The organism is Corynebacterium hesseae (assembly GCF_037850265.1).
GTDB classification, from domain to species: Bacteria; Actinomycetota; Actinomycetes; order Mycobacteriales; family Mycobacteriaceae; genus Corynebacterium; species Corynebacterium hesseae.
In genome coordinates this window covers 890,956-910,309 of the sequence record NZ_CP137211.1, presented here as the reverse complement: position 1 = coordinate 910,309, position 19,354 = coordinate 890,956, and the positions used below count along the sequence as shown (strand labels likewise).

Below are 19,354 nucleotides of genomic sequence, written 5' to 3'. Positions count from 1 at the left end.
AAGGACATATTCCCATGCTTAAGGGCTTTAAAGATTTCATCTTGCGCGGCAACGTCATCGAGCTGGCCGTGGCCGTCATCATCGGTGCTGCATTCACCGCAATCGTTACCTCCATCACGGACCACCTCATCCAGCCGCTGATCAACTCCTTCGGTTCCCCGGACTTCGGTGGCCTGGGCTTCGCGATTACCGACAATCCCGAGACCTTCCTTGACTTTGGTGCGGTCATCACGGCACTCATCAACTTCCTGATCGTCGCTGCCGTCATCTACTTCGTCATTGTCGCTCCGCTCAACGCCGTCACCGAGCACACTAAGCGCCGCCAGGGTGTTGACCCGGAGGAGCCGGCTCCGACCGCCGAGCAGCTGCTCGCTGAGATCCGCGACCTGCTCGCTGCTGAGAACGGTGGCACCACCACTGAGAAGCCAGGTTCCAGCTTCTAATTCACAAGCAAAACCTGCAATCCCGCAGAGCCAGCACAATGCTGAAGCTCTGCGGGATTTCCTTATGCGCTCTAGGCCCTCGACGCGCTACTGCGTAGTACCAAAGTGCGGCGGCATATTCTCGCGGTAGAAAGCCTCACCGGTGACTTCGTCTTCGCTGTTGCCATCAAGGCTTACGATGCGCAGCTCATCGGCGCCAGCCCCAGCAGAGGTACCAGCCGCCTGCGATACTGGCCCGCCGGGCACGTCGAAGCTGCGGTCATAATTCTGGGCGGTCGACGGGCGCTGAGCACGACGACGGCGGGCACGTGGTGCGGAATCAGCCATTAGACGCTGGATTTCTGCAGCTGATCAACTAGATGATGCACCAAAGGCGTCAAGGTTGCCATGCCATCGCGCACCGCCGCGCGGGACGAAGCCACGTTGACGATGACCGTCGAACCGGACACTCCTGAAATACCGCGGGAGGTGCAGGCATCCACCGCGCCGCATGCCTGGCCGGAAGAGCGCAGCGCCTGCGCCACGCCCGGAACCATTTGATCCAGCACCGCGCGGGTTGCCTCAGGAGTTTTATCGCGGGGGCCAACGCCCGTGCCACCGATAGTCAATACGAGGTCAACTCCCCCGACCACACCGGTTTCAATCGCCTGTCGGATTTTGGATTTCTTGGAGCGAACAATCACTGCGCCGTCGAAGGTGAAATCGGCTTCGGCCAGCAATTCACCCGCCAAACGCGATGTGTCCTCCGTTGACTCATCTGGGTGGTCGGTAACGATCACGACGAGCGCGCGACGCGGCGCCTGAACGCTTTGTTCTTGCTCGCTCGCAATGAGGAAGGCGTCATCGGGCTCGGTAACATCATCAAGTTCGTGTGAGGCATCGCGCCCCAACAGCTCAGCTGCGTCGGTGTTGTCTGCCACGGAGGTTCTCCTTAAAGGTGGGACGGAATCTTCCGGAAGTAGTTGCTTAAAAAGGTGTCAGGGTGCGGTATTCACGCGGTGCTTGCGCACCGCCCGAGTATTTGTAAACTTACTCGCTCGCCAGCGTTACCTCTACCTTTCTCACGTCTTCGTTGTCGCGGCCCTTAACTTCCAGTGTCACGGTTGCCCCAAATTCCTGCGAGCGGGTTGCCGCAATCAGGGCATCGGAGCTTTCAATGAGCCGGTCGTTGACGCGAGTGACCACATCACCGGACTTCAGTCCTGCTTTATCAGCCGGGCTGCCAGATTCCACATCAACGATTTCCGCGCCAAGGGTATCGCTCTGCGCACGGACCTTAACGCCCAACGTGGGATGCTTGACCTTGCCGTTATTGATGAGCTCATCGGCCATCCGCTTAGCAAAATTTGAGGGGATGGCGAAGCCCAGGCCGATGGAGCCGCCTTCGGCATTCGAACCGCCAGATAGCGAGGCAATCATCGAGTTCATGCCAATGATGTTGCCCTCCATATCCACCAGGGGACCGCCGGAGTTACCGGGGTTGACGGCTGCGTCGGTCTGGATGGCGTCGATAAGCGAGGACTCCCCACCTTCCTGTGACGCACGCACCGGGCGGTTCTTGGCCGACACAATTCCGGACGTCACCGTGGCGTTGAGCCCCAGCGGGGAGCCAACGGCAACTACCTCCTGCCCCACTGCGGCCGCGTCCGAATCACCAAACTGGAGGAAAGGAAGATCGCTGACGTCGTCGATTTTGATGACCCCGACGTCTGTCGTCGCATCGGACGCGACAAACGTAGCGCTATGGCGCGAACCATCATTCATCGTCACTTCGAGTCTCCCGCCTTGATCCGCGCCAGCAACCACGTGGTGGTTGGTCAGCACATAACCATCCGGGGAGATAATTGAGCCGGAGCCCTCGGCGCCGCCAGAGCGGGTCATGGAGTAGATCGACACCACCGACGGCAAAACCTTCGATGCTACGTCCTCCACAGAGCCAGCGGCCGGCTCGTTACCGGTGCTATTGGCCACCGGCTGGCGCTCGAGAACCTCGTTGACCGTCGAGGTGGAGGATTTATCGTCACCGGCTTTGCCAACCACGGCACCGGTGACGCCGCCAGCTGCAATGAATGCAACGAGCATCATCGCCAACGCGGTGCCCATTCCTACTTTGCGCTTGTTCTTCGGTTCGCTTCCCGGCTCCACGACGTGCGCGCCTGCGCCTGGCTGACCAGCGAAGTGTTCGTTCTGATTCCCCTCGGACGCAGCACCGTAGCGCTGTCCTGCATATGGTTGCGCTGTGCTCTGTCGCACCTGGCTTTGCTGACCGAAGCCATAAGTTGAGCCGCCATACGGTGCTTGCCCCGCGTTTGGAGCCTGAGAGGGCTGAGTACCAAACGACGATGGGCTTCCCTGCCCGCCCTGTGCACCGTAGGGCGCTTGCTGCCTTCCCTGTGCCCACGAGTCCGATCGCGGCTGATTCCAGCCGTTTGATGAGCTACCCGCAGAAGGCGCCCCGCCCTGCTGCTGTGCTTGTCCCCGTCCATCAGAGTTCTGCGGGGTATCCATGGGATTATCCATGTTCGAATTCCTCATATTCATGTCAGGTAGTGTGCACCATCGCGCTGGGGTGTATCTGTCTCCGCTCTGCCAGTGTGCTAGGAAAAGCTGTACATTTCCTGTGCGCTCTGAACTGGTGCGATACTTGGCAGACTAGCTTTGGTTAAACCACCGCTCCGCAAAGATATGACCCCGGTCGTGCGGGTTCTCCGAGTGCTCCTCGGCTGGCTCCTGAGATGTCTCCTCTGCTTCTTGCGCATCGAAGGATTCTGGCTGGAACTCGTTCGGAATTTCTTCCAGTCCATCCACCATGGCATCCCCCTCGGTGGGATGCCCCGGCAGGATAACCTCCATGCGTGTTCCACCGTCCGCAGAATCCTTAATGGTGATCTCTCCATTGTGCCGCTCAACGACGGATTTCACGATGGCCAAGCCTAGTCCGGAACCAGGCATTGCACGAGCTTCGGCCGAACGGTAGAAACGCTCAAACACCTTGTCGCGCTCCTCAGGCGCGATACCGGGACCCGAGTCATCCACACGCAGGCACACCTTATCCTCGGCTACTTGCCGCATGGACACGCGCACGGTACCCGTCGGCGGCGACCATTTCGCGGCGTTATCCATGAGATTGAGCGTGGCACGCCCCAAAGCAAATGGGTCACCATCCAACATCCACGGAATAAACCTCACGCGGAAGTCCACGTCAGGGCGCCGGCGCTTGGCACGATTAAGGGAATTCTCCAGGACCTCGTGCAGCTCGACCGGTTCCGGTTCCTTCTCCGTGGCTTCTTCGCGTGCCAAGTCCACGAGATCACCGATCAGAGTCGACAACTCCGACATCTGCGCCATCACGTCGTCTTCCAAATCACGACGATCTTCCTCGCTGATGCCAAATCCGCCGCCGGATTTATTCAGCATCATGAGCAGCTCGATATTGGTACGCATGGAAGTTAGCGGCGTCTTCAACTCGTGGCCGGCATCTGCCACGAACTGCGATTGCTGCACGCGCGCATGCTGCAGGGCAGACAGCATTCGATTGAAAGACACCGTCAGCTGCGACATCTCGTCATTGCTCTCCACCGCAATCGGCCGCAAGTCATTAGTCTGCGTCACATAATCTGCCGCGCGCTTGAGGCGCGCGATGGGTTCCATACCGGTCTTGGACACCACCATTCCCGCAAAGACGGAAAGCAGCACGCCAAACGCCACGATAATGAGCAGAGCCGAACCCACCGCGGAAACGATTTCCTCGGTCGGCCCTAGGTCCTTAGCTAGGACTACCGTGGTCCCGCCGTCCTCATGCTTAGCCAGCACGCGCTCCCCACCCAAAGTGCGGATGGAGCTTTCCATAGTGTCCCCGTCGGGCTTAAAATCGCCGCCCACGGGCAGTGCGTCACCAAATGCAAACGCGGCCGACGGTGGGGAGATTGAGATCCGAGTCGAGGGGTTATAGAGCTTGAATGAGGAAATTTCCTGGTCGATGTTCTCCACGAAGGCCGGATCCTGCGCCTGCTGTATGAGCACGTCGGCTTGCTGCATAATCTGCTTATCGACGCTCGCCGTCATCGAAGCCGCGACAAGCCAATAGGTCACAAACGTCATTACTGCCACGGAGAAGGCAACAACAACACCGGTAACCAAAGAAAGGCGCCACCGAAGCGGCGCCCGTGAAGCCCAGCCGCGTCGGCCTGAGCGGCCTAACCACGCAGTGGTATCCAGGTCTTCAGAAGGCACCGCATCAGGCGCGGGCCTCCGCAAAATCACGCGATAGCCTCCCTCATGACATAGCCAACACCGCGCACGGTGTGGATAAGACGCGGCTCACCATTCTCCTCGGTCTTTTTGCGGAGATAGCCAATGTAGACTTCAAGCGCATTTCCGGAGGTGGGGAAATCATAGCCCCACACTTCTTCCAAGATGGTGTTGCGGGAGAGCACCTTGCGGGGGTTCTCCATCAATAAACGCAGGAGAGCAAACTCGGTACGGGTCAGGGAAATTGGACGGTCGCCGCGAGTAACTTCACGCGTATCTGCATCAAGCTTGAGGTCCTCGAAGCTTAGCTGCGTCTCAACCGGCTGCTTCGTCCCGATGGAGTCCGCGGCGGCACGCCGAACCAAAGAACGCACGCGAGCCAAAAGCTCCTCCAGAGCGAATGGCTTGGGCAGGTAATCGTCGGCGCCCGCATCGAGACCTGCAACGCGATCGGACACGCCATCACGAGCCGTCAGCACGAGAATGGGGCGGTCCCAGCCTTCGCTGCGCAGGGTGCGGCAGACTTCAAGGCCGTCCATGTTCGGCATCATCACATCGAGGATCAGTAGCTCGGGGTTATCACTGTGAACCATCTCGACAGCCTGAACGCCATCGGCGGCCAACACAACCTCGTAGCCATTAAACTTCAGGGAGCGCCGAAGCGATTCACGTACGGCCTGCTCGTCATCCACGACAAGAATCTTCATAATCTCAATTATGTCCTATCTAGGACGTTTTCACGAAGTAGGCCGCATTCTTTCGCCCCCTTATACCCCCTTAGGCCGCTAATTTCCCCCAAAAATTCAAGACCGCCTCGGCGGCCCACGCCTTAGCAATCAGGGAGCACTGCGAGCGCGCACTACATGCGCACGACAAAAGCCCCGAAGAACCACTCAAAGCGGTAAATCTTCGGGGCACAGTCACAGACTGAAGACCTGAGAGGCCTTAGAACTGCTCGACGTCAACCAGGCCAAGCTTTGCAGCCTTGACCAGGCGGCGCGGGATACGCACGGTCTGACCGTCGATGGTGACTTCCTGGAGGGCGACATTGTCAGCCTTCCACTGGGAACGGCGAGAGTGGGTGTTCGCGCGGGACTTCTTAAACTTAGGAGTTGCCATCTTTTCCTATCCTCCTTACGCGTTCTTCTTCTTGCGGCGAGCCATTGCACCGAAGCGCTGGTTGAACTTCTCAACGCGGCCAGCGGTATCCATAACGCGCTGCGCACCGGTCCAGAACGGGTGGGACTCAGCGGTCACGTCGACGACGATGAGCGGGTACTCGTTGCCGTCTTCCCACTCAACGGTGCGATCGGAGGTAGCGGTGGACTTGGTCAGGAAGGAGTGGCCGGTACCGGCATCCTTGAAGACCACCGGGTGGTAATCCGGGTGGATGTCTTTCTTCATATGTCGATTCCCTCAGGGTTGAACTACGGGTCGGTTCCTTCCGTGACGCATGAGAGCGTGAAAGGATCGTGCCCGAGTTGGGTCTCTATACTTACAAACGTGCGGCTCGCGCCGACAACTTGAAACATCCTACAGGCCGCAGGCATCAAAATCGAAATCGCCGCAGTTCATACCCCTCAGAGCAACGCAACGGCAAGCGCAAACAATCACCCTGCCAGCACCTTCGACGGAAATGGCGCCTGGACAATAGGTATCAAAGCCGGGTTGCACGACAGCGGTGATTAGGTTCTACAGGCCGCGGCATGTAAGATTTCCCCTTGCTGTTGTCAAAGTAATCGTTTTACGCCCCATCAACTGGTGTTCAACGGATTAAGCCTCCTGCTCAACCTCACTTTTTAGAGCGCCGCGCCTCACCGCGGATATAGGCACTCCGTTAGTCGCTTTCGATGTGGGCGGCTAGGAGAAAGAAGACCCATGTCGGCTATTTGCCAGGTAACGGGCCGCAAGCCGGAATTCGGCAAGCAGGTCTCGCACTCGCACCGCCGCACCTCGCGCCGTTGGAACCCCAACGTGCAGCGTCGTCGGTACTACCTGCCCTCTGAGGGCCGTACCATCACCCTGAATGTTTCCACCAAGGGCATGAAGATCATCGACCGTGACGGCATTGAGTCCGTCGTGGCCAAGATTCGCGCACGTGGGGAGAAGATCTAAAGATGGCACGTAATGACATTCGTCCAATCATCAAACTGAAGTCCACTGCGGGCACCGGTTACACCTACGTGACCCGTAAGAACAAGCGCAACAACCCGGATCGCATCACCTTGAAGAAGTTCGATCCGATCGTCCGCAAGCACGTCGAATTCCGCGAGGAGCGATAATTTATGGCTAAGAAGTCAAAGATCGCCAAGAACGAGCAGCGCAAGGAAATCGTCGCCCGCTACGCGGAGCGTCGCGCTGAACTCAAGGCAATCATCAAGAACCCGAACACCCCGGACGAAGAGCGCCTCGAGGCGCAGTTCGAGCTGAACCGTCAGCCGCGCGACGCCGCTCGCGTCCGCGTCCGTAACCGCGACTCCGCCGATGGACGTCCGCGCGGTTACCTCCGCAAGTTCGGTCTGTCCCGTGTCCGTATGCGCGGCATGGCTCACCGTGGTGAGCTGCCGGGCGTTCGCAAGTCCAGCTGGTAAAGGGGTACCCATACAATGGCTGTCAAGCGTAATAATCACAAGAAGTTCCGTATGGAGCAGACCCGTCGCCCGAAGAAGAACCCGCTCAAGGCCGAGGGCATTGAGAAGGTTGACTACAAGGAGATCAAGACCCTGCGTCTGTTCATCTCCGATCGTGGCAAGATCCGCTCCCGTCGCGTCACCGGTCTGACCCCGCAGCAGCAGCGCCAGGTTGCTACTGCCGTCAAGAACGCTCGCGAAATGGCTCTCCTGCCGTTCACGTCCCGCTAAACACTAGCTGGTTTCAACAGCGCACTTTTGCCGCTGTACTCGTGACTCACTAGGACAGGACAAAAGAGCTTTTAAGCCGCCGCCTACCTCCCCGTTTAAGGGGCACGGTAGGCGGCGGCTTTCGTTTTCCGCCTGTCCTCTTGGGGATCGTGCACCGCACCTGTCTTACTCAGAACTGGCACCCCCGAGTGCTACATTGAAGGGTTAGAACGCCCCTGATGGAAAGGGAACTTAAGCCTTTATGCCACTGCACGAATCACTCACAGACCTCAGCGAACTCGCTACCCACTGCCAGTCCCCCGCCCATGCACGCGGCTTGTTGGAAGAAGCGCAGGATTTGGTGCGCAACGCTACCGCCCACCGGGGAGACGGTGTGGAACTCGCTGCGTGGTTTTCTCGCGTGGTCACGGACATCGTCCGTTCTCCAGGTCTCGCCAGCCCGGTTCGCCTCACCGGCGCCGCTGCCCGCGGCGACCTCCTCCCCTCACTACCCATCACGTGGTTAGGCACTGACGAGCAGCTCGAGAAGCTCATCACCGAGGCCGGCTTGACCTGCGGCGCGGTACAGGATTGCGCATCAACCCGTGCCGATGCTGGCCTCCCACTAGGGTCTGGCGGCGAGGAGGAGCTCTACGCCGAGGCCGTGTCACAGCGCCCAGCACCGCTCAAGCTCGTGGATGGGCTTCCCGATCGTTTAGCCGATGTGTCCATTCGTTTTTCTTTGCTGGCGCCCGTTTCTGCCATCGCACGCTGGGCAGCACCAGCGCCCCGCCCCACCCAAGACCGTCTCGCCATCGGCGTGGAGCGTGAGTTGCTCACCACCGCGGAGGCGGAGGGCTTGAGCCTTGCTTGGGGCACGGGCATCGCGCTGGAGTTGGGACGGTGGTACGAGGGCGTCGTCCAGCACAGTGTCGTGCTCGGGGATCTGCCTCCACTGGACCGCACCGCCTATGGATCGGCGTGCCGCACAGTCTCCGCTGCCTTTGAATCCATCATGATTCGGCACGGTAATGTGGTTAGCAGTAGTGAAAGCTGAGCTTTAGCAATCGCCGTTTGCGGCGGAGTGTACGATTACTGATTTGCCGTCAGTTATTACATGAACATTATCGAAGGGAGTCCGCCTCATGGCAGGTAGCGTTGGCAGGCCACGGAAGAATAGCCCACGCCGCCGGGGTAACACCGCGCGCGAAGAAATCCTGGATGCCTCATCCGAGCTTTTTACCACCCAGGGTTTTGCTACAACTTCCACGCACCAAATTGCTGATGCCGTCGGCATCCGTCAGGCTTCGCTGTACTATCACTTTCCTTCGAAGACCGATATCTTCCTCACCCTGCTGAATTCCACCATCGAGCCCTCGCTGGAGCTCGCGGATGAGCTTGCGGCCTCCGATGCCGCGCCGGCGCAGCGCCTGTGGTCACTGGTAGCAGCCGAATCTCGCCTGCTTTTGACCTCGGCGTGGAACGTCGGCCGCCTTTATCAGCTGCCGGTGGCTAATTCCCCCGAGTTCGGTGAATATCACGAGCAGCGCGACCGCCTCAAGGATCACTTCCGTACTGCCGCCGCAGGAATTGTGGGCGCGGACGATCCGCGCATCGAGCTCCCCTTCCACATCGCGCTCTCCGTCATTGAAATGCGTCCCAATGATGGCAACGCACCGTTTGATGCCTCGCAGCGCGTGCCGGAGCAGTCCGCCATGCTTGCCGACGCCGCCCTAGCAGTCCTCGGCGCCACCCCTCCCGACGATGCTGAGGCGACCACCCTGGAGCTGCTCAAGAACCGCAACGACTCTATTTCTTCCGCCGCCGCGGCCGCCGCGGACCGCAAGAGGTCGGCCCGCTAGCGGCCGTGTCGAATGGCGTAGTGCGCCAAGAAGGTCTTATAAGGCTTGTAGGCCTTTTCGCCGTCAGCGCGGAGGTTATCGACGAGGCGATCCATCTTGTGGTTCGTCTTCTTTTCGGTCCACCCCAGCGCCTCAGCAATGTCGCGCACCGAGGGGATATCGGCGTCGGTGGAGCCCGGCTTCTTGAGGTAGCTGGCTAGCTGGCACAGCAGCTCTTCTTGCTCATCATTGGGCACGTGACGGGTGCGTGTGCGCTCTTCATCAACGTCCTGCTCGCGCTTGGTACGGCGCGAATAGTTGCTGTTTTCTACGTCGATATACAGCTCGTAGGGGCATTCTGGCGTCTCAAAGGTAACCCTCGATGGCCCTGGGGGTACCGCCGCGACCGAGCGGGGGCCGAGGTCAATGCGCGAAAATCCTTTGACCCCGCGCAGCTCGATGCGCAGAGGGATATGGCTACCCACGTTGCAGATCATCCACCCCTGTCCGCCATACCACAGCTGGAAGAGCTGGCGGTGCAGGCCGAGGTCCTCCTCACCCACCCGGAAGTCACCGGCGCGGCCGACGATGAGTTCCTCCCCCGGGGAAATAACCTTCACGCCGCCGATCAGGTCATCGATGCGCAGCCTGGGCCCCCGCGGTGCGTTCTGCGGCGTGCGTGGTTGTTGCTGACTCATGGACACCTCCGTAGGGCTGGACAACTCGCGCTCTTCGCCGGGTATGTCGGCGAGGCGCCTTCAAACAGTGCTCTTCAGTGTAGCGGCATTCACTTTGTTTCGGCGTGCTAAGCCACACCCCACCTCAGCTGCCGCTAGGCCACGATAGCCCACGTCACTATGAAAATAAGGATGATGACCACGACGGTGACCGTGATGATGAGGGCATTCGAATTATCCTTCGCGGCCGGCTTGCGGGTTGCCCGTTGAGGAGTAGACTGTCGTTGCACCGTAGACCCTGGCATCGCCGGGGTAACTGGTGTGGAGGGTGACACGGTTCCCGAAGACGCGAGCGGATTAGAGGGAGCGACGAAGCCAGTTGGCCTTGCCCGATCCATGGACCCAAAGGAGGCGGAGGGCTCCGGCCAACGCTGGGGTGATTGCCTCTGTTGGCCAAACTGTCCCGTCCGCGCAGTGCTTCGTGCATTCCGCGGCTGCTCTGGTTGCGACGAAGGCTGCGGGGCTGGGGCGCCGCGCTGAGCTGGGGCGCTACGCGGGGCAGAGGAAGTAGGGCCGGAAGCGGGCTGGGAGGGGCGGGAACGGGAGACGTCGTCAAGCGCGGCGATGAAGTCCTGGGCCCGCGCATAGCGCTGCATGGGCACGCTGTTGAGCGCCTTGTTCAGCACGGTCTGTGCCTCCGAGGCAACGCGGGCAGTGTCTTCTGCAAGGAATGCGGCGAAGGCATCGCTGGACAGATCCGGGATACGGCGCTGTCCTTCCCACTCACTGCGCGGCATCGTGTCCTTGAGGTGGTGAAGCGTAAGCATCTCGAAGGCGATAAGCGCCAGCGAGTAATCGTCCGCGCGCGCCGACATGTCATCATCACCATAAGCATGGCCGTTATTCTCTGGGGCCAAATACTTTTCGGTACCCACGATGTGACCGACCTTGGTCAGGCGCGACTGGCCTTCCTCGATACTGATTCCGAAGTCACTCAGCACAGCCGGCGGCAGGCTGCCCGGGTTTTTGCGCAGCAAGATATTGGCGGGCTTGATGTCCCGATGCACCCACCCGGGGTGCAGCTCGTGGTGCATATAGTCCAGCGCCGCGGCAATCGGTTTGAGGTAGTACGCCACCTCGGCGACCGTAAATCCTCTCCCCTTGTTGGCTCGTTCCCGGATCGCCTGCGCTAAGGTTCCACCGTCGATGAACGCCATGACCATCACGTCATCCCCGCGCGGCGTCGACTCCTTGGAATAGAACTGAACCACCCCCGGGTGGCTACCGATCCTGGTGAGAGCCTTCATTTCGTTGTGGAAACGGGCTCGAGAGGCCTCATCCCGAACATCATCCAGCAGCACTTTAACCGCGAGCTCACGGGACAGGTCCGGATCGGTTGCATGAAAAACCTGCCCCATGCCGCCCTCGCCCAGCAGGTACACGGTGGTATACCGCTTTTGCTGGGTAAGCCATTGCACGAAGTAGGAATTAGTCACCGCCCCATTGCACCATATGCATAGCAAGGCTTGAGGTTGCCATGTCCCATCGCCCCCAAATGGAGGGTGCTACCCCGCAGTTCCGTCTGGTTGTGCGGAGCCAGATATGCTACCTGTAGTTCTCTACTGTTTTCCAAGGACCCTATGAGCACCCCAGGATTTGGCACTAACCATTACGCGCATAAGCCCCCTACGCCGGCGTCGGGCCAGACTCAACGGCCCCAGTCAGAGCAGCGCAACCTCGTTCCGATCATCTGCGCCATTGCAATCCTTATCGCACTGCTGATTGCCGGAATCGTGATTTGGAATGATGTCCGTTCCACCAGCCAGGCAAGCCCCGAAGCCGGCAGCGCAACGGAGCAGGAAACCACCCGCGTAGGCGGGGCTGCGCCGGAGGAAACGGCCGCAGAAGAAGGAACAGCTGACGACGAGGAAACTGCAAATGAGCAGGCGCCGGAGACTTCTCTCAATCCTGATGCTGCCGATGTCCCCGAAGGACTCACCGCGGCCGGATGGTCCGACTACCCAGAGGCACGCTGCCAGCAAGGCGAGAGCATGATTTTCGCTGCTCATGGCACCGATCCCGATTCGCACATTGTGGTCTGCGAAAAGCAGGACTCCCTTTTCTACCGCGGAGTCTGGTCCAGCGGTGCTGCCTTTGGCCCGGCGCGCGGTGAGGGAAGCTCCTTTAGCGCCACAATCCTCGATCCCACCAGCGGGGATGACACCGGCTCCGTGCTCAACATCCGGGGTACGGACTATGACATCGACGGGGAGGCCGGAAAATTCGAGGACTACTGGCCTCACTAAGAATCGCACTAGGGTTTTTAGACAGCTCCCTGCTGGCATCCCGCGTCCGGCCACTCCACCTGAGCGGTTTCTAATTGCCGGGCTAGTCGCGTCAGCATCTGCTGGGCTTCGCCGTAATCACCGGATGGTGCTGCGGCATAAATTGCCACCGCCACCGTGTGACCACCTAGCGTGATAAGCCCCATCTGACGGGCCTCATAGGAACCGTCCTCGGCAGGCCCCCAGCCGCCCTTCACCACCGCCCCGTCGAGGGTGCGAAGGCCATACTGCTGTGCCGGATCAACGTCACCCATGGCCGCGAGGATGGGATCTGCGCCTTCCTGGCATCCCAGCGCGGCGACGAATTTCGCTTGCTCGGACACCGGCCACTGAGTTTGGCCGAAGGCGCTAAACCCTGGGCGCGGTGGCGTGGCGGGAACGGTGGCCGTTCCGATGATTTCCTGGGTAGCCTGTGCCGCCTGCGCTCCCCCGCCGAGGGCTTCCCAGAGAGAATCTGCCGCAGCGTTATCGGAAAAAGTAATTGCCCGAGACACAGCGTCCGGATCCGCCACCCCGGCGCGTTCGGCGGCGATGGCCAGGGGGACTTTCGCCGTGGACCATGCGGGCCGCGGGTCAGTGATGCCGGCAGCCGCGACGGTCTGTGACCCAGCCACCGCGATTCCGGTTCCTGGGTTGTCGGCGGCGATGGCGTCGACGGCTTCCTGAAGGTCGGTGGCCTTAATCACGGATGGTTCCTTGTCGAGGATGGAATCAGGGGCAGGACTTGCGGACGAGCCGGATCCAGAATTAGGAAGGGAAGGCTGCGGGCTGCTTGCTGGAGCACTTGGTTCCGGCTGAGAGACGTCCCCAATGGTGCAGGCGCTGAGCGACGCCACCGCGATCCCCACCAGCGCTGCCAGTGCCGCCGGCCGGCGTCGCGGGCGTTCATGCGTGCGGCTTGGTCGTGTTCCGAATTTCATCGATACTCGCCTACACATTAGAGGATGTATACAACCGCATTATTGCCGCCAGTGCAGGTCACATACTCGCCGTTATCGGAACAATCCATGGTGTAGAACAGCTTGGTCTTCGGGCTAAAGGCCCTAATCGTGGCGTCGAACTCGTGGGTATCCACGTAGTGTTTGACGTATTCATCGCGCACGGAGTTGGCGAACGGCTCCGTCGTCACCTCAGTGCCGCGATAGACACTGTTGAAGTTGCCGCCGGGCTCGTTGTTACGCGCGGCGTCGTTCGCCGGGATAGCGCCCGCGGGCAGGTCAGGGTGCTCGGGGCGCTTCTGCGCCTTGGAGGTCGTCGTGGACTGCTCTGAGGTCTTTTCAGGCTCCTCCGCAGCTGAAGTGCTATCTTGTGGCCCCTCATTCTGCTCGGTGAGTTGGGCAGGGGGCTGGGGCGATTCAGCCTGGGATCCTGAGTCAGCGTGTTTAAAGAAGATGAGGTAGGCCAACGCGGCAATAACGAGGATTACTGCCAAGATCAACACGCCGATGAGCACAAGCTTTCCGGAATTAGAGGAACCATGGTTTCCGGCATCGTCCTGTGCATAGGAATTCGCATAGGCAGCCGGCTGCTGATCGTACTGGCCAAATCCGTCCTGCGGCGCCGCCTGGGGTGGGAACTGTTGCGTGGGGAATTGCTGCTGCTGAGGATACTGGCCCTGGGATCCGGAGGGAGCAAAAGGATTTGAGTAGTTGTGCTCACCCGATTGCGAGTAGCCCGGATTATTTCCCATGTTTTGGGGGTATTGCTGGGGCTGTACCGGGCGCTGTTGTGTTGGCGGGGCTTCAAAATCCGCGGTTTCCGGGTGGGTTTCTTGATGAGAAGGCTGTGGCTGGCTGCCGTTTCCCTGCTGGAGATGCGCGCCGAATCCATGATTGCGATCTGAATCAGTCACCGAAGCCTCCGTAGATCGTGACGTTTGCAAATGCCAATAGGCGTTTTCTATCTGTCCTATCTTTGCACAGTCACAATTCTCTGCGCAGCGTTTACGTCTTTACTCGCGCTTTGCACAGTGTGTGCTCTGCTGTGCTGCCAGCGCTTCCTGCCCCACTGGGGAGTATTCCCACGAGCTTCCATTGAAGTCCCCACGGACGGTGCTTAAGGGTTTAGATTGTTAGAGGTATCTCGATGCTCTAACTTCCTGTGCACGGAAAGGTTGCTGATCACCCGCCATGTCATTTCCTACTGGTCCTTCGGGCACCCCTCCACGCAACTCCGGTTCCTCCGGCTTCGGTTCACCTGCTCCCGGGTTTGGCCGCCCGGGCCATCCCGGCGGCACGAATGGTCCGAGCGGCGGATTCGGAAGCACTCCCCCGTTCGGTGGGCAACCCGCTAGCCCCGCCCCGCAGCCGTTCAGTGGTGGCGCGCCAACACCTCCAAATCCACCCCAGCCCAACTCTTATGCCGCTCCTACCCCGCCGAAAGGCACAGGGCGCTTCAGCGGCGCCATCGCGGCGCTGATTGCTTTGCTCCTCATCCTGGCTGTCGTCCTTGGCGTCGGCGCGTGGTTTATCTGGGGCCGCGAATCATCCGATACGGAGCAGACTGGTGCAAGCTCCGAGCCAACCTCGACGGCCGCGCTTGCGGCCACGCCTATGACCATCACGGGCGCTTAAAAGCTGAGATCACAACTGCCCTAGCCGCCAAATCTTGCGCCTCCGCGTCGAATTACGCGGCTAGATTCGTCAGCTAGGGCAGTTGAAGTTTGCTGGAACGCTCTGGTTCAGGCTCTAGTGGAAGAAGTGGCGGGTTCCGGTGAGGTACATGGTCACGCCAGCCTTCTTAGCGGCCTCGATGACTTCTTCATCGCGAATGGAACCGCCCGGCTGAACCACGGCCTTGACGCCGGCTTCGAGGAGGACCTCGAGGCCATCCGCAAACGGGAAGAAGGCGTCCGATGCAGCGAAGGAACCTTCGGTGCGGTTGGTGCCGTCGGCCAGCGTGTTGGCGCGCTCAACCGCGAGCTTGGCGGAGTCGACGCGATTGACCTGACCCATGCCCACGCCCACGGTGGCATTGTCCTTAGCCAACAGGATGGCGTTGGACTTCACCGCACGCACGGCGCGCCAAGCAAACTCGAGCTGCGCTAGGTCGGATTCGTTCAGGGCCTCGCCCGCAGCCAGCGTCCAGTTGGCCGGGTTATCGCCCTCCGCCTGGTAGGTATCCGGTTCTTGGGTGAGCACACCGCCGGAAATGTACTTGCGCTCCACCTGCGGAGCCTCGTACTCAGCTTGCAGCACACGGAGGTTCTTCTTGGCCTTAAGAACCTCGATGGCGCCCTCCTCGTAGGACGGGGCCACGATGACCTCGGTGAAGATCTCCTTGACCTGCTCCGCCATCTCCACGGTGACCTCGCGGTTCACGGCGATGACGCCGCCGAATGCGGACATCGGGTCGCAGGCATGGGCCGCGCGGTGAGCAGCCGCGATGGACTCGTCAGACACCGCGATGCCACACGGGTTGGCATGCTTGATGATTGCCACGCACGGGCGCTCATGATCCCAGGCGGCGCGCCACGCGGCGTCGGCATCCTGGTAGTTGTTGTAGCTCATCTCCTTGCCGTTGAACTGCTTCGCATTGGCCAAACCAGTGGTGCCGATGCGGGTCACGGTCGCGGACTGGTGTGAGTTCTCGCCGTAGCGCAGCGGGGTGGTCTCCTCGCCCTCGCTGAGCTGATCAACGAACCATGCGGACACCGCGGCGTCATAATCAGCGGTATGCAGGAAGGCATCGCGGGCTAGGCCGCGGCGCTGGTCCAACGTGAAGCCACCGTTGGCCACGGCGTCTGCGACCTCGCCATAGCGGGCAGGGTCTACAACCACAGCAACGGAGGGGTGGTTCTTGGCGGCCGCGCGCACCATGGATGGGCCGCCGATATCGATCTGCTCCACGCAGCCATCGAAGTCCGCACCGGAGGCCACCGTCTCACGGAAGGGATACAGGTTCACCACGACGAGTTGGAAGGGCTCTACCTCCAGCTCCTCAAGCTGCTTGAGGTGATCGTCCTTGCGCGTATCCGCCAGGATTCCCGCATGCACGCGGGGGTGCAGCGTCTTCACACGGCCCTCAAGGCACTCTGGGAAACCGGTGAGCTTCTCGACGGGCGTGACGTCAATGCCCAAGTCTGCGATCTTTTTCGCGGTGGAACCGGTGGAAACAATCTCCACGCCAGCGTTATCGAGGGACCGGGCGAGGTCTTCCAGACCGGTCTTGTCATAAACGCTAATTAGCGCGCGCTTGATGTTCTTACGATCTTCGCTCATGGTACGGGGACTTAAGCCTTCCTTGCGGTAATGAATTAATTAGAGCTGAATGCTGAGTGCTTCGCCCTCCACGCGTGCCGCGCGGAGAACGCTAACGATAAGTTCTCTTTCGACCACTTTGATGCGCTCGTGCAAGCTGGCCTCATCATCCTCTGTCAGAATCCGGACGGGTTCCTGGGCAATGATGGAGCCGGTATCGACGCCGGCATCAACGAAATGGACGGTCGAGCCTGTGACCTTGGCACCATAAGCCAGCGCATCGCGTACGCCATGCGCACCTTTGAAGGCAGGCAAGAGCGCTGGATGGGTATTAATGGTGCGACCTTCGAAGCGATCCAGGAAATCTTTGCCCAAGATCTTCATAAAGCCTGCAGAAACAACAACGTCTGGCTGCGCAGCATCCACTGCGGCAACCAGACGTTGGTTCCATTCGGCGCGGTCAGCGCCCATCTCTACGACTTCGGTGGCAATTCCCGCCGCCCTCGCGCGCTCAATGCCCTGGCAAGGCACGTCCGCGATGACTTTCACGACGCTGTAATGCTCATCCTGGCCATCGACGATGGCCTGCAATAGCGAGCCAGTTCCGGAAACCAGAACAACAACGTTGAGGTGGGCAATAGCAGCGGGCTGATGCGGTGTAGTCACGCGCTACAGCCTAGCCGCTACCGCCGTGAACCGCGGAATTTTTACTCTTTTGTGGGGCCTTCAGCTTCTTCGTGTTCCAATGCGTCTGTGTCGCGCTTCCCCGTGGCTTCAGCGGTCTCATCGGTTTCAGCCTCGGTTTCGGCACTTTCTGCGTCCACGACTTCTGCGTCAATTACGTCGGTTTCAATCTGGCTTTCGGCCTGTTCCTCAGCTGGTGCCTCAGCTTGCTCCTTAGTCTGGCCCTCTTGCTCGTCCTCTATCTCGTCCTCAGCGTCGGCCTCGGCTTCGCTTTCTTCTTCGGGGTTGGATTCCTCCGCGTCAGTCTCTGCTTCTTCCGCTTCGACAGCGGTGGCGTCGCCAAGCACTGCAGAATCCTGCTCCGGCTGAGCAGTGTCGGTGGAGTCTGCCGTCGTCTCCTCGGCAGCCGTGGGGGCTTCTGCCTCAGCAGCCGGGGCGGTAGCGCGGCGAGCACGCCATGCGGACACAGCCTGAGACGTCGCAAAGGCACACCCCACGACGAGGCACCACAGGGAGCTAAGCCCCACCGCTGTCCAGAGTTCCGGCCCGGTGTAGCCGTACACGCCTAGCGCGCCGGACACGGCGTAGTACGCCAGCAGGGAGGACACGGCAACAGTGATGGTTGCAACAAGCGCTACCTGGAAAGACACCAGTGCTCGGCGCCGATAAAACGCCGCTACGGCAGCGAGTACTGGAACAATCAAGAGAACCGCGAACCACGGGCTGATTGAAGGAGGAACGGCTGCGGCCAACGGCAGCGGCGGAAGTGGAACGACGTGGCCGCTGAACAGACTCACGCTGGTGCCTTCACCAATGTGCAGCTCCGAACCGCTCAGCACCGCCCCCGCAGCAACAGCGGCATTCGGGAGATACAGAATACTTAGCAGGAAAAGCCCCACGGTCCCCATCGCTGTGAGAACCGGATAGCTAGCGAGCATCTCAGCCTGGCGCGACCAGCCACACCCCCACATAATCACAACGAGAACCAGCCCTGCGGCGCCAAGGTAGCCAAGGTAGCTCAGGCCGATTTGAGCGGCGTCGACAAATACGCGGGGAACCCCGCTGCGCTTAGCCAAGGCCTTCCACAAGCGCGGGCCCATGCCTCCGATGAGAGCAGCAGCATGCAGAAGGAGCATGCGGGGCACAACGCGATACAACTCCGGAGGAGAGACGTCATAAACCTTTCCGGCATCCCAGAGCATCAGCCACGCGATAATGGTCAGAACCACCGGCACCGCCAGCACACAACAGCTCAGGACAAGCAAGTCATTAATACTCACCTTGTCCTTGACTGCCACGCGAACGCGTCGGCCTACCAGCCAGGCCAAGAACGCGGCTGGAAGAACAGGTAGGACACCGATATCAATCCCGCCAGCCCGGATTGGAGCCAGATTAAACACCATCCACGCCTCCCCCACGATGGTGTTCAGCCACGCAAAGGGAGAGCTGGTGAGGAGGAGCGCGGCGATAGCGACCACGAAAATGCCCAGAACCACGACGAGGTGCGGGACGCCGACGACGATAAGCATGCGGCGAATTCGCCCGCGCAGCGTCGTCGGGGCTTGCGCGCGACGGGCGCGAGCCTTATCCGATTCAATTCCCTTGATGCGCTCAGCAGGAGCCCGGCGATCTCGCCTGTAGCCGCGCTCAGAGTGCTCGGCGCTATCACCGCGACCACGCACATGCGCGCGGGGGCGAGCTGACGTCCTGGACTGGGGACTCGTGTTCTTATTCATCGGCGTCCACTTTGCCACGCGCGCCTCCCCCACCGGGGGTGGCACGTCGATATCCGATCCAATTGATCCGACACACCCCGAAACGACAGCACTGCGAGAGTTCTTTCCCTGCCCCTTTCACCGACCACCCCGCCACTCTGACCATAGGTTTACTTTGTTCACAGTAAATAGCTGCCGTATCATGACGTTGAAATCTTTCGGTATATCCAGAAGAAAAACTGCAATCCGGGTTGCTCTGTGCCCGTCGAGACGCTACTGTTACATCTCGTTGGTAACAGGAAGGTCACAATCGGATAACCAACCAGATTTAGACGTAACGATTATTTTGGTTGGACGAT

At 60.2% G+C, this 19,354-nt stretch carries 23 protein-coding genes; 9 read left to right on the top strand and 14 right to left on the bottom strand.

Features of this window, described 5'->3' with window-relative positions; translation table 11 throughout:
• The first annotated feature begins 14 nt into the window (after positions 1-14).
• Complete coding sequence (gene mscL, locus R3O64_RS04290; protein ID WP_339017364.1) at positions 15-443, top strand: large conductance mechanosensitive channel protein MscL; 429 nt, start codon at positions 15-17, stop codon at positions 441-443.
• Positions 444-530: 87 nt separating this feature from the next.
• On the opposite strand, the gene R3O64_RS04285 is transcribed toward mscL, so the two are convergent.
• The 7 genes from R3O64_RS04285 to R3O64_RS04255 all read right to left on the bottom strand — a co-directional run bounded on the left by R3O64_RS04285 (position 531) and on the right by R3O64_RS04255 (position 6,098).
• Positions 531-770, bottom strand: coding sequence for a hypothetical protein (locus R3O64_RS04285; protein WP_070520730.1), 240 nt, complete (start codon positions 768-770; stop codon positions 531-533).
• Complete coding sequence (locus tag R3O64_RS04280) at positions 770-1,363, bottom strand: MogA/MoaB family molybdenum cofactor biosynthesis protein (RefSeq protein ID WP_070520727.1); 594 nt, start codon at positions 1,361-1,363, stop codon at positions 770-772. The genes R3O64_RS04285 and R3O64_RS04280 overlap by 1 nt, the downstream gene beginning before the upstream one ends.
• Positions 1,364-1,472: 109 nt before the next feature.
• Positions 1,473-2,984: a S1C family serine protease gene (locus R3O64_RS04275; RefSeq protein WP_339017363.1), complete on the bottom strand. Its 1,512-nt coding sequence runs from the start codon at positions 2,982-2,984 to the stop codon at positions 1,473-1,475.
• Between the two features lie 111 nt (positions 2,985-3,095).
• Positions 3,096-4,706 (bottom strand): HAMP domain-containing sensor histidine kinase, encoded by a 1,611-nt coding sequence (locus tag R3O64_RS04270; RefSeq protein WP_339017362.1) that lies wholly within the window; start codon positions 4,704-4,706, stop codon positions 3,096-3,098.
• Positions 4,703-5,401 carry a response regulator transcription factor gene (locus tag R3O64_RS04265; RefSeq protein WP_070563351.1) on the bottom strand — a complete coding sequence of 233 codons (699 nt, stop codon included), beginning with the start codon at positions 5,399-5,401 and terminating at the stop codon, positions 4,703-4,705. The genes R3O64_RS04270 and R3O64_RS04265 overlap by 4 nt, the downstream gene beginning before the upstream one ends.
• 238 nt (positions 5,402-5,639) lie before the next feature.
• Complete coding sequence (gene rpmF, locus R3O64_RS04260; protein WP_010187615.1) at positions 5,640-5,813, bottom strand: 50S ribosomal protein L32; 174 nt, start codon at positions 5,811-5,813, stop codon at positions 5,640-5,642.
• 15 nt (positions 5,814-5,828) lie between these two features.
• On the bottom strand, positions 5,829-6,098 hold the full coding sequence (locus tag R3O64_RS04255; RefSeq protein ID WP_005530151.1) for a type B 50S ribosomal protein L31: 270 nt from the start codon (positions 6,096-6,098) through the stop codon (positions 5,829-5,831).
• Positions 6,099-6,572: 474 nt separating this feature from the next.
• Between R3O64_RS04255 and rpmB the strand changes: the two genes are divergently transcribed.
• The 6 genes from rpmB (at position 6,573) to R3O64_RS04225 (ending at position 9,396) form a co-directional block, all read left to right on the top strand.
• Positions 6,573-6,809, top strand: a complete 237-nt coding sequence (gene rpmB / locus R3O64_RS04250) for a 50S ribosomal protein L28 (protein WP_005279911.1) — start codon at positions 6,573-6,575, stop codon at positions 6,807-6,809.
• A gap of 2 nt (positions 6,810-6,811) precedes the next feature.
• Entirely contained in the window at positions 6,812-6,976 is a 165-nt protein-coding gene (gene rpmG, locus R3O64_RS04245; RefSeq protein WP_010187624.1) for a 50S ribosomal protein L33, read from the top strand.
• A gap of 3 nt (positions 6,977-6,979) precedes the next feature.
• Positions 6,980-7,285 carry a 30S ribosomal protein S14 gene (rpsN, locus tag R3O64_RS04240; protein ID WP_010187625.1) on the top strand — a complete coding sequence of 102 codons (306 nt, stop codon included), beginning with the start codon at positions 6,980-6,982 and terminating at the stop codon, positions 7,283-7,285.
• A gap of 15 nt (positions 7,286-7,300) precedes the next feature.
• Positions 7,301-7,555: a 30S ribosomal protein S18 gene (gene rpsR / locus R3O64_RS04235; protein ID WP_010187626.1), complete on the top strand. Its 255-nt coding sequence runs from the start codon at positions 7,301-7,303 to the stop codon at positions 7,553-7,555.
• Between the two features lie 241 nt (positions 7,556-7,796).
• Complete coding sequence (locus tag R3O64_RS04230) at positions 7,797-8,591, top strand: hypothetical protein (protein ID WP_070563349.1); 795 nt, start codon at positions 7,797-7,799, stop codon at positions 8,589-8,591.
• Between the two features lie 88 nt (positions 8,592-8,679).
• The gene (locus R3O64_RS04225) at positions 8,680-9,396 is read left to right on the top strand and encodes a TetR/AcrR family transcriptional regulator (RefSeq protein ID WP_070520700.1); all 717 of its coding nucleotides are present in this window, start codon (positions 8,680-8,682) and stop codon (positions 9,394-9,396) included.
• Here R3O64_RS04225 and R3O64_RS04220 read toward each other — a convergent pair.
• Together R3O64_RS04220 and R3O64_RS04215 are read right to left on the bottom strand one after the other, a co-directional pair.
• Positions 9,393-10,073, bottom strand: coding sequence for a DNA-binding response regulator (locus R3O64_RS04220; protein ID WP_339017360.1), 681 nt, complete (start codon positions 10,071-10,073; stop codon positions 9,393-9,395). The two genes, R3O64_RS04225 and R3O64_RS04220, sit on opposite strands and share 4 nt — an antisense overlap.
• Positions 10,074-10,207: 134 nt before the next feature.
• Positions 10,208-11,548, bottom strand: coding sequence for a serine/threonine protein kinase (locus R3O64_RS04215; protein WP_339017359.1), 1,341 nt, complete (start codon positions 11,546-11,548; stop codon positions 10,208-10,210).
• Between the two features lie 144 nt (positions 11,549-11,692).
• On the opposite strand from R3O64_RS04215, the gene R3O64_RS04210 reads away from it, so the two are divergent.
• The gene (locus tag R3O64_RS04210; RefSeq protein ID WP_339017358.1) at positions 11,693-12,358 is read left to right on the top strand and encodes a hypothetical protein; all 666 of its coding nucleotides are present in this window, start codon (positions 11,693-11,695) and stop codon (positions 12,356-12,358) included.
• A 17-nt stretch (positions 12,359-12,375) separates the two neighbouring features.
• Here R3O64_RS04210 and R3O64_RS04205 read toward each other — a convergent pair whose 3' ends face one another.
• Positions 12,376-13,317: a hypothetical protein gene (locus tag R3O64_RS04205; RefSeq protein ID WP_339017357.1), complete on the bottom strand. Its 942-nt coding sequence runs from the start codon at positions 13,315-13,317 to the stop codon at positions 12,376-12,378.
• 17 nt (positions 13,318-13,334) lie between these two features.
• Entirely contained in the window at positions 13,335-14,249 is a 915-nt protein-coding gene (locus R3O64_RS04200) for a hypothetical protein (RefSeq protein ID WP_339017356.1), read from the bottom strand.
• A 277-nt stretch (positions 14,250-14,526) separates the two neighbouring features.
• On the opposite strand from R3O64_RS04200, the gene R3O64_RS04195 reads away from it, so the two are divergent.
• Positions 14,527-14,970: a hypothetical protein gene (locus R3O64_RS04195; RefSeq protein WP_339017355.1), complete on the top strand. Its 444-nt coding sequence runs from the start codon at positions 14,527-14,529 to the stop codon at positions 14,968-14,970.
• 114 nt (positions 14,971-15,084) lie between these two features.
• Here R3O64_RS04195 and purH read toward each other — a convergent pair whose 3' ends face one another.
• Genes purH through R3O64_RS04180 form a run of 3 tightly spaced genes read right to left on the bottom strand, consistent with a single transcriptional unit; the run spans position 15,085 to position 19,034 of the window.
• Positions 15,085-16,617 (bottom strand): bifunctional phosphoribosylaminoimidazolecarboxamide formyltransferase/IMP cyclohydrolase, encoded by a 1,533-nt coding sequence (gene purH, locus R3O64_RS04190; protein ID WP_339017354.1) that lies wholly within the window; start codon positions 16,615-16,617, stop codon positions 15,085-15,087.
• A 39-nt stretch (positions 16,618-16,656) separates the two neighbouring features.
• Positions 16,657-17,262, bottom strand: a complete 606-nt coding sequence (purN, locus tag R3O64_RS04185) for a phosphoribosylglycinamide formyltransferase (RefSeq protein WP_339017353.1) — start codon at positions 17,260-17,262, stop codon at positions 16,657-16,659.
• A gap of 41 nt (positions 17,263-17,303) precedes the next feature.
• On the bottom strand, positions 17,304-19,034 hold the full coding sequence (locus R3O64_RS04180) for a DUF6350 family protein (RefSeq protein ID WP_339017352.1): 1,731 nt from the start codon (positions 19,032-19,034) through the stop codon (positions 17,304-17,306).
• Positions 19,035-19,354: the final 320 nt, after the last annotated feature.

Bases quoted from the DNA above. Each gene is read 5' to 3' on its own strand.
- rpmF (WP_010187615.1), bottom strand. From the start codon at position 5,813: ATGGCAACTCCTAAGTTTAAGAAGTCCCGCGCGAACACCCACTCTCGC.
- R3O64_RS04205 (WP_339017357.1), bottom strand. From the start codon at position 13,317: ATGAAATTCGGAACACGACCAAGCCGCACGCATGAACGCCCGCGACGC.
- mscL (WP_339017364.1), top strand. From the start codon at position 15: ATGCTTAAGGGCTTTAAAGATTTCATCTTGCGCGGCAACGTCATCGAG.
- R3O64_RS04275 (WP_339017363.1), bottom strand. From the start codon at position 2,984: ATGAATATGAGGAATTCGAACATGGATAATCCCATGGATACCCCGCAG.
- R3O64_RS04230 (WP_070563349.1), top strand. From the start codon at position 7,797: ATGCCACTGCACGAATCACTCACAGACCTCAGCGAACTCGCTACCCAC.
- rpmB (WP_005279911.1), top strand. From the start codon at position 6,573: ATGTCGGCTATTTGCCAGGTAACGGGCCGCAAGCCGGAATTCGGCAAG.
- R3O64_RS04195 (WP_339017355.1), top strand. From the start codon at position 14,527: ATGTCATTTCCTACTGGTCCTTCGGGCACCCCTCCACGCAACTCCGGT.
- R3O64_RS04210 (WP_339017358.1), top strand. From the start codon at position 11,693: ATGAGCACCCCAGGATTTGGCACTAACCATTACGCGCATAAGCCCCCT.
- rpmG (WP_010187624.1), top strand. From the start codon at position 6,812: ATGGCACGTAATGACATTCGTCCAATCATCAAACTGAAGTCCACTGCG.
- R3O64_RS04255 (WP_005530151.1), bottom strand. From the start codon at position 6,098: ATGAAGAAAGACATCCACCCGGATTACCACCCGGTGGTCTTCAAGGAT.
- R3O64_RS04220 (WP_339017360.1), bottom strand. From the start codon at position 10,073: ATGAGTCAGCAACAACCACGCACGCCGCAGAACGCACCGCGGGGGCCC.
- rpsN (WP_010187625.1), top strand. From the start codon at position 6,980: ATGGCTAAGAAGTCAAAGATCGCCAAGAACGAGCAGCGCAAGGAAATC.
- R3O64_RS04225 (WP_070520700.1), top strand. From the start codon at position 8,680: ATGGCAGGTAGCGTTGGCAGGCCACGGAAGAATAGCCCACGCCGCCGG.
- R3O64_RS04265 (WP_070563351.1), bottom strand. From the start codon at position 5,401: ATGAAGATTCTTGTCGTGGATGACGAGCAGGCCGTACGTGAATCGCTT.
- rpsR (WP_010187626.1), top strand. From the start codon at position 7,301: ATGGCTGTCAAGCGTAATAATCACAAGAAGTTCCGTATGGAGCAGACC.
- R3O64_RS04285 (WP_070520730.1), bottom strand. From the start codon at position 770: ATGGCTGATTCCGCACCACGTGCCCGCCGTCGTCGTGCTCAGCGCCCG.
- purH (WP_339017354.1), bottom strand. From the start codon at position 16,617: ATGAGCGAAGATCGTAAGAACATCAAGCGCGCGCTAATTAGCGTTTAT.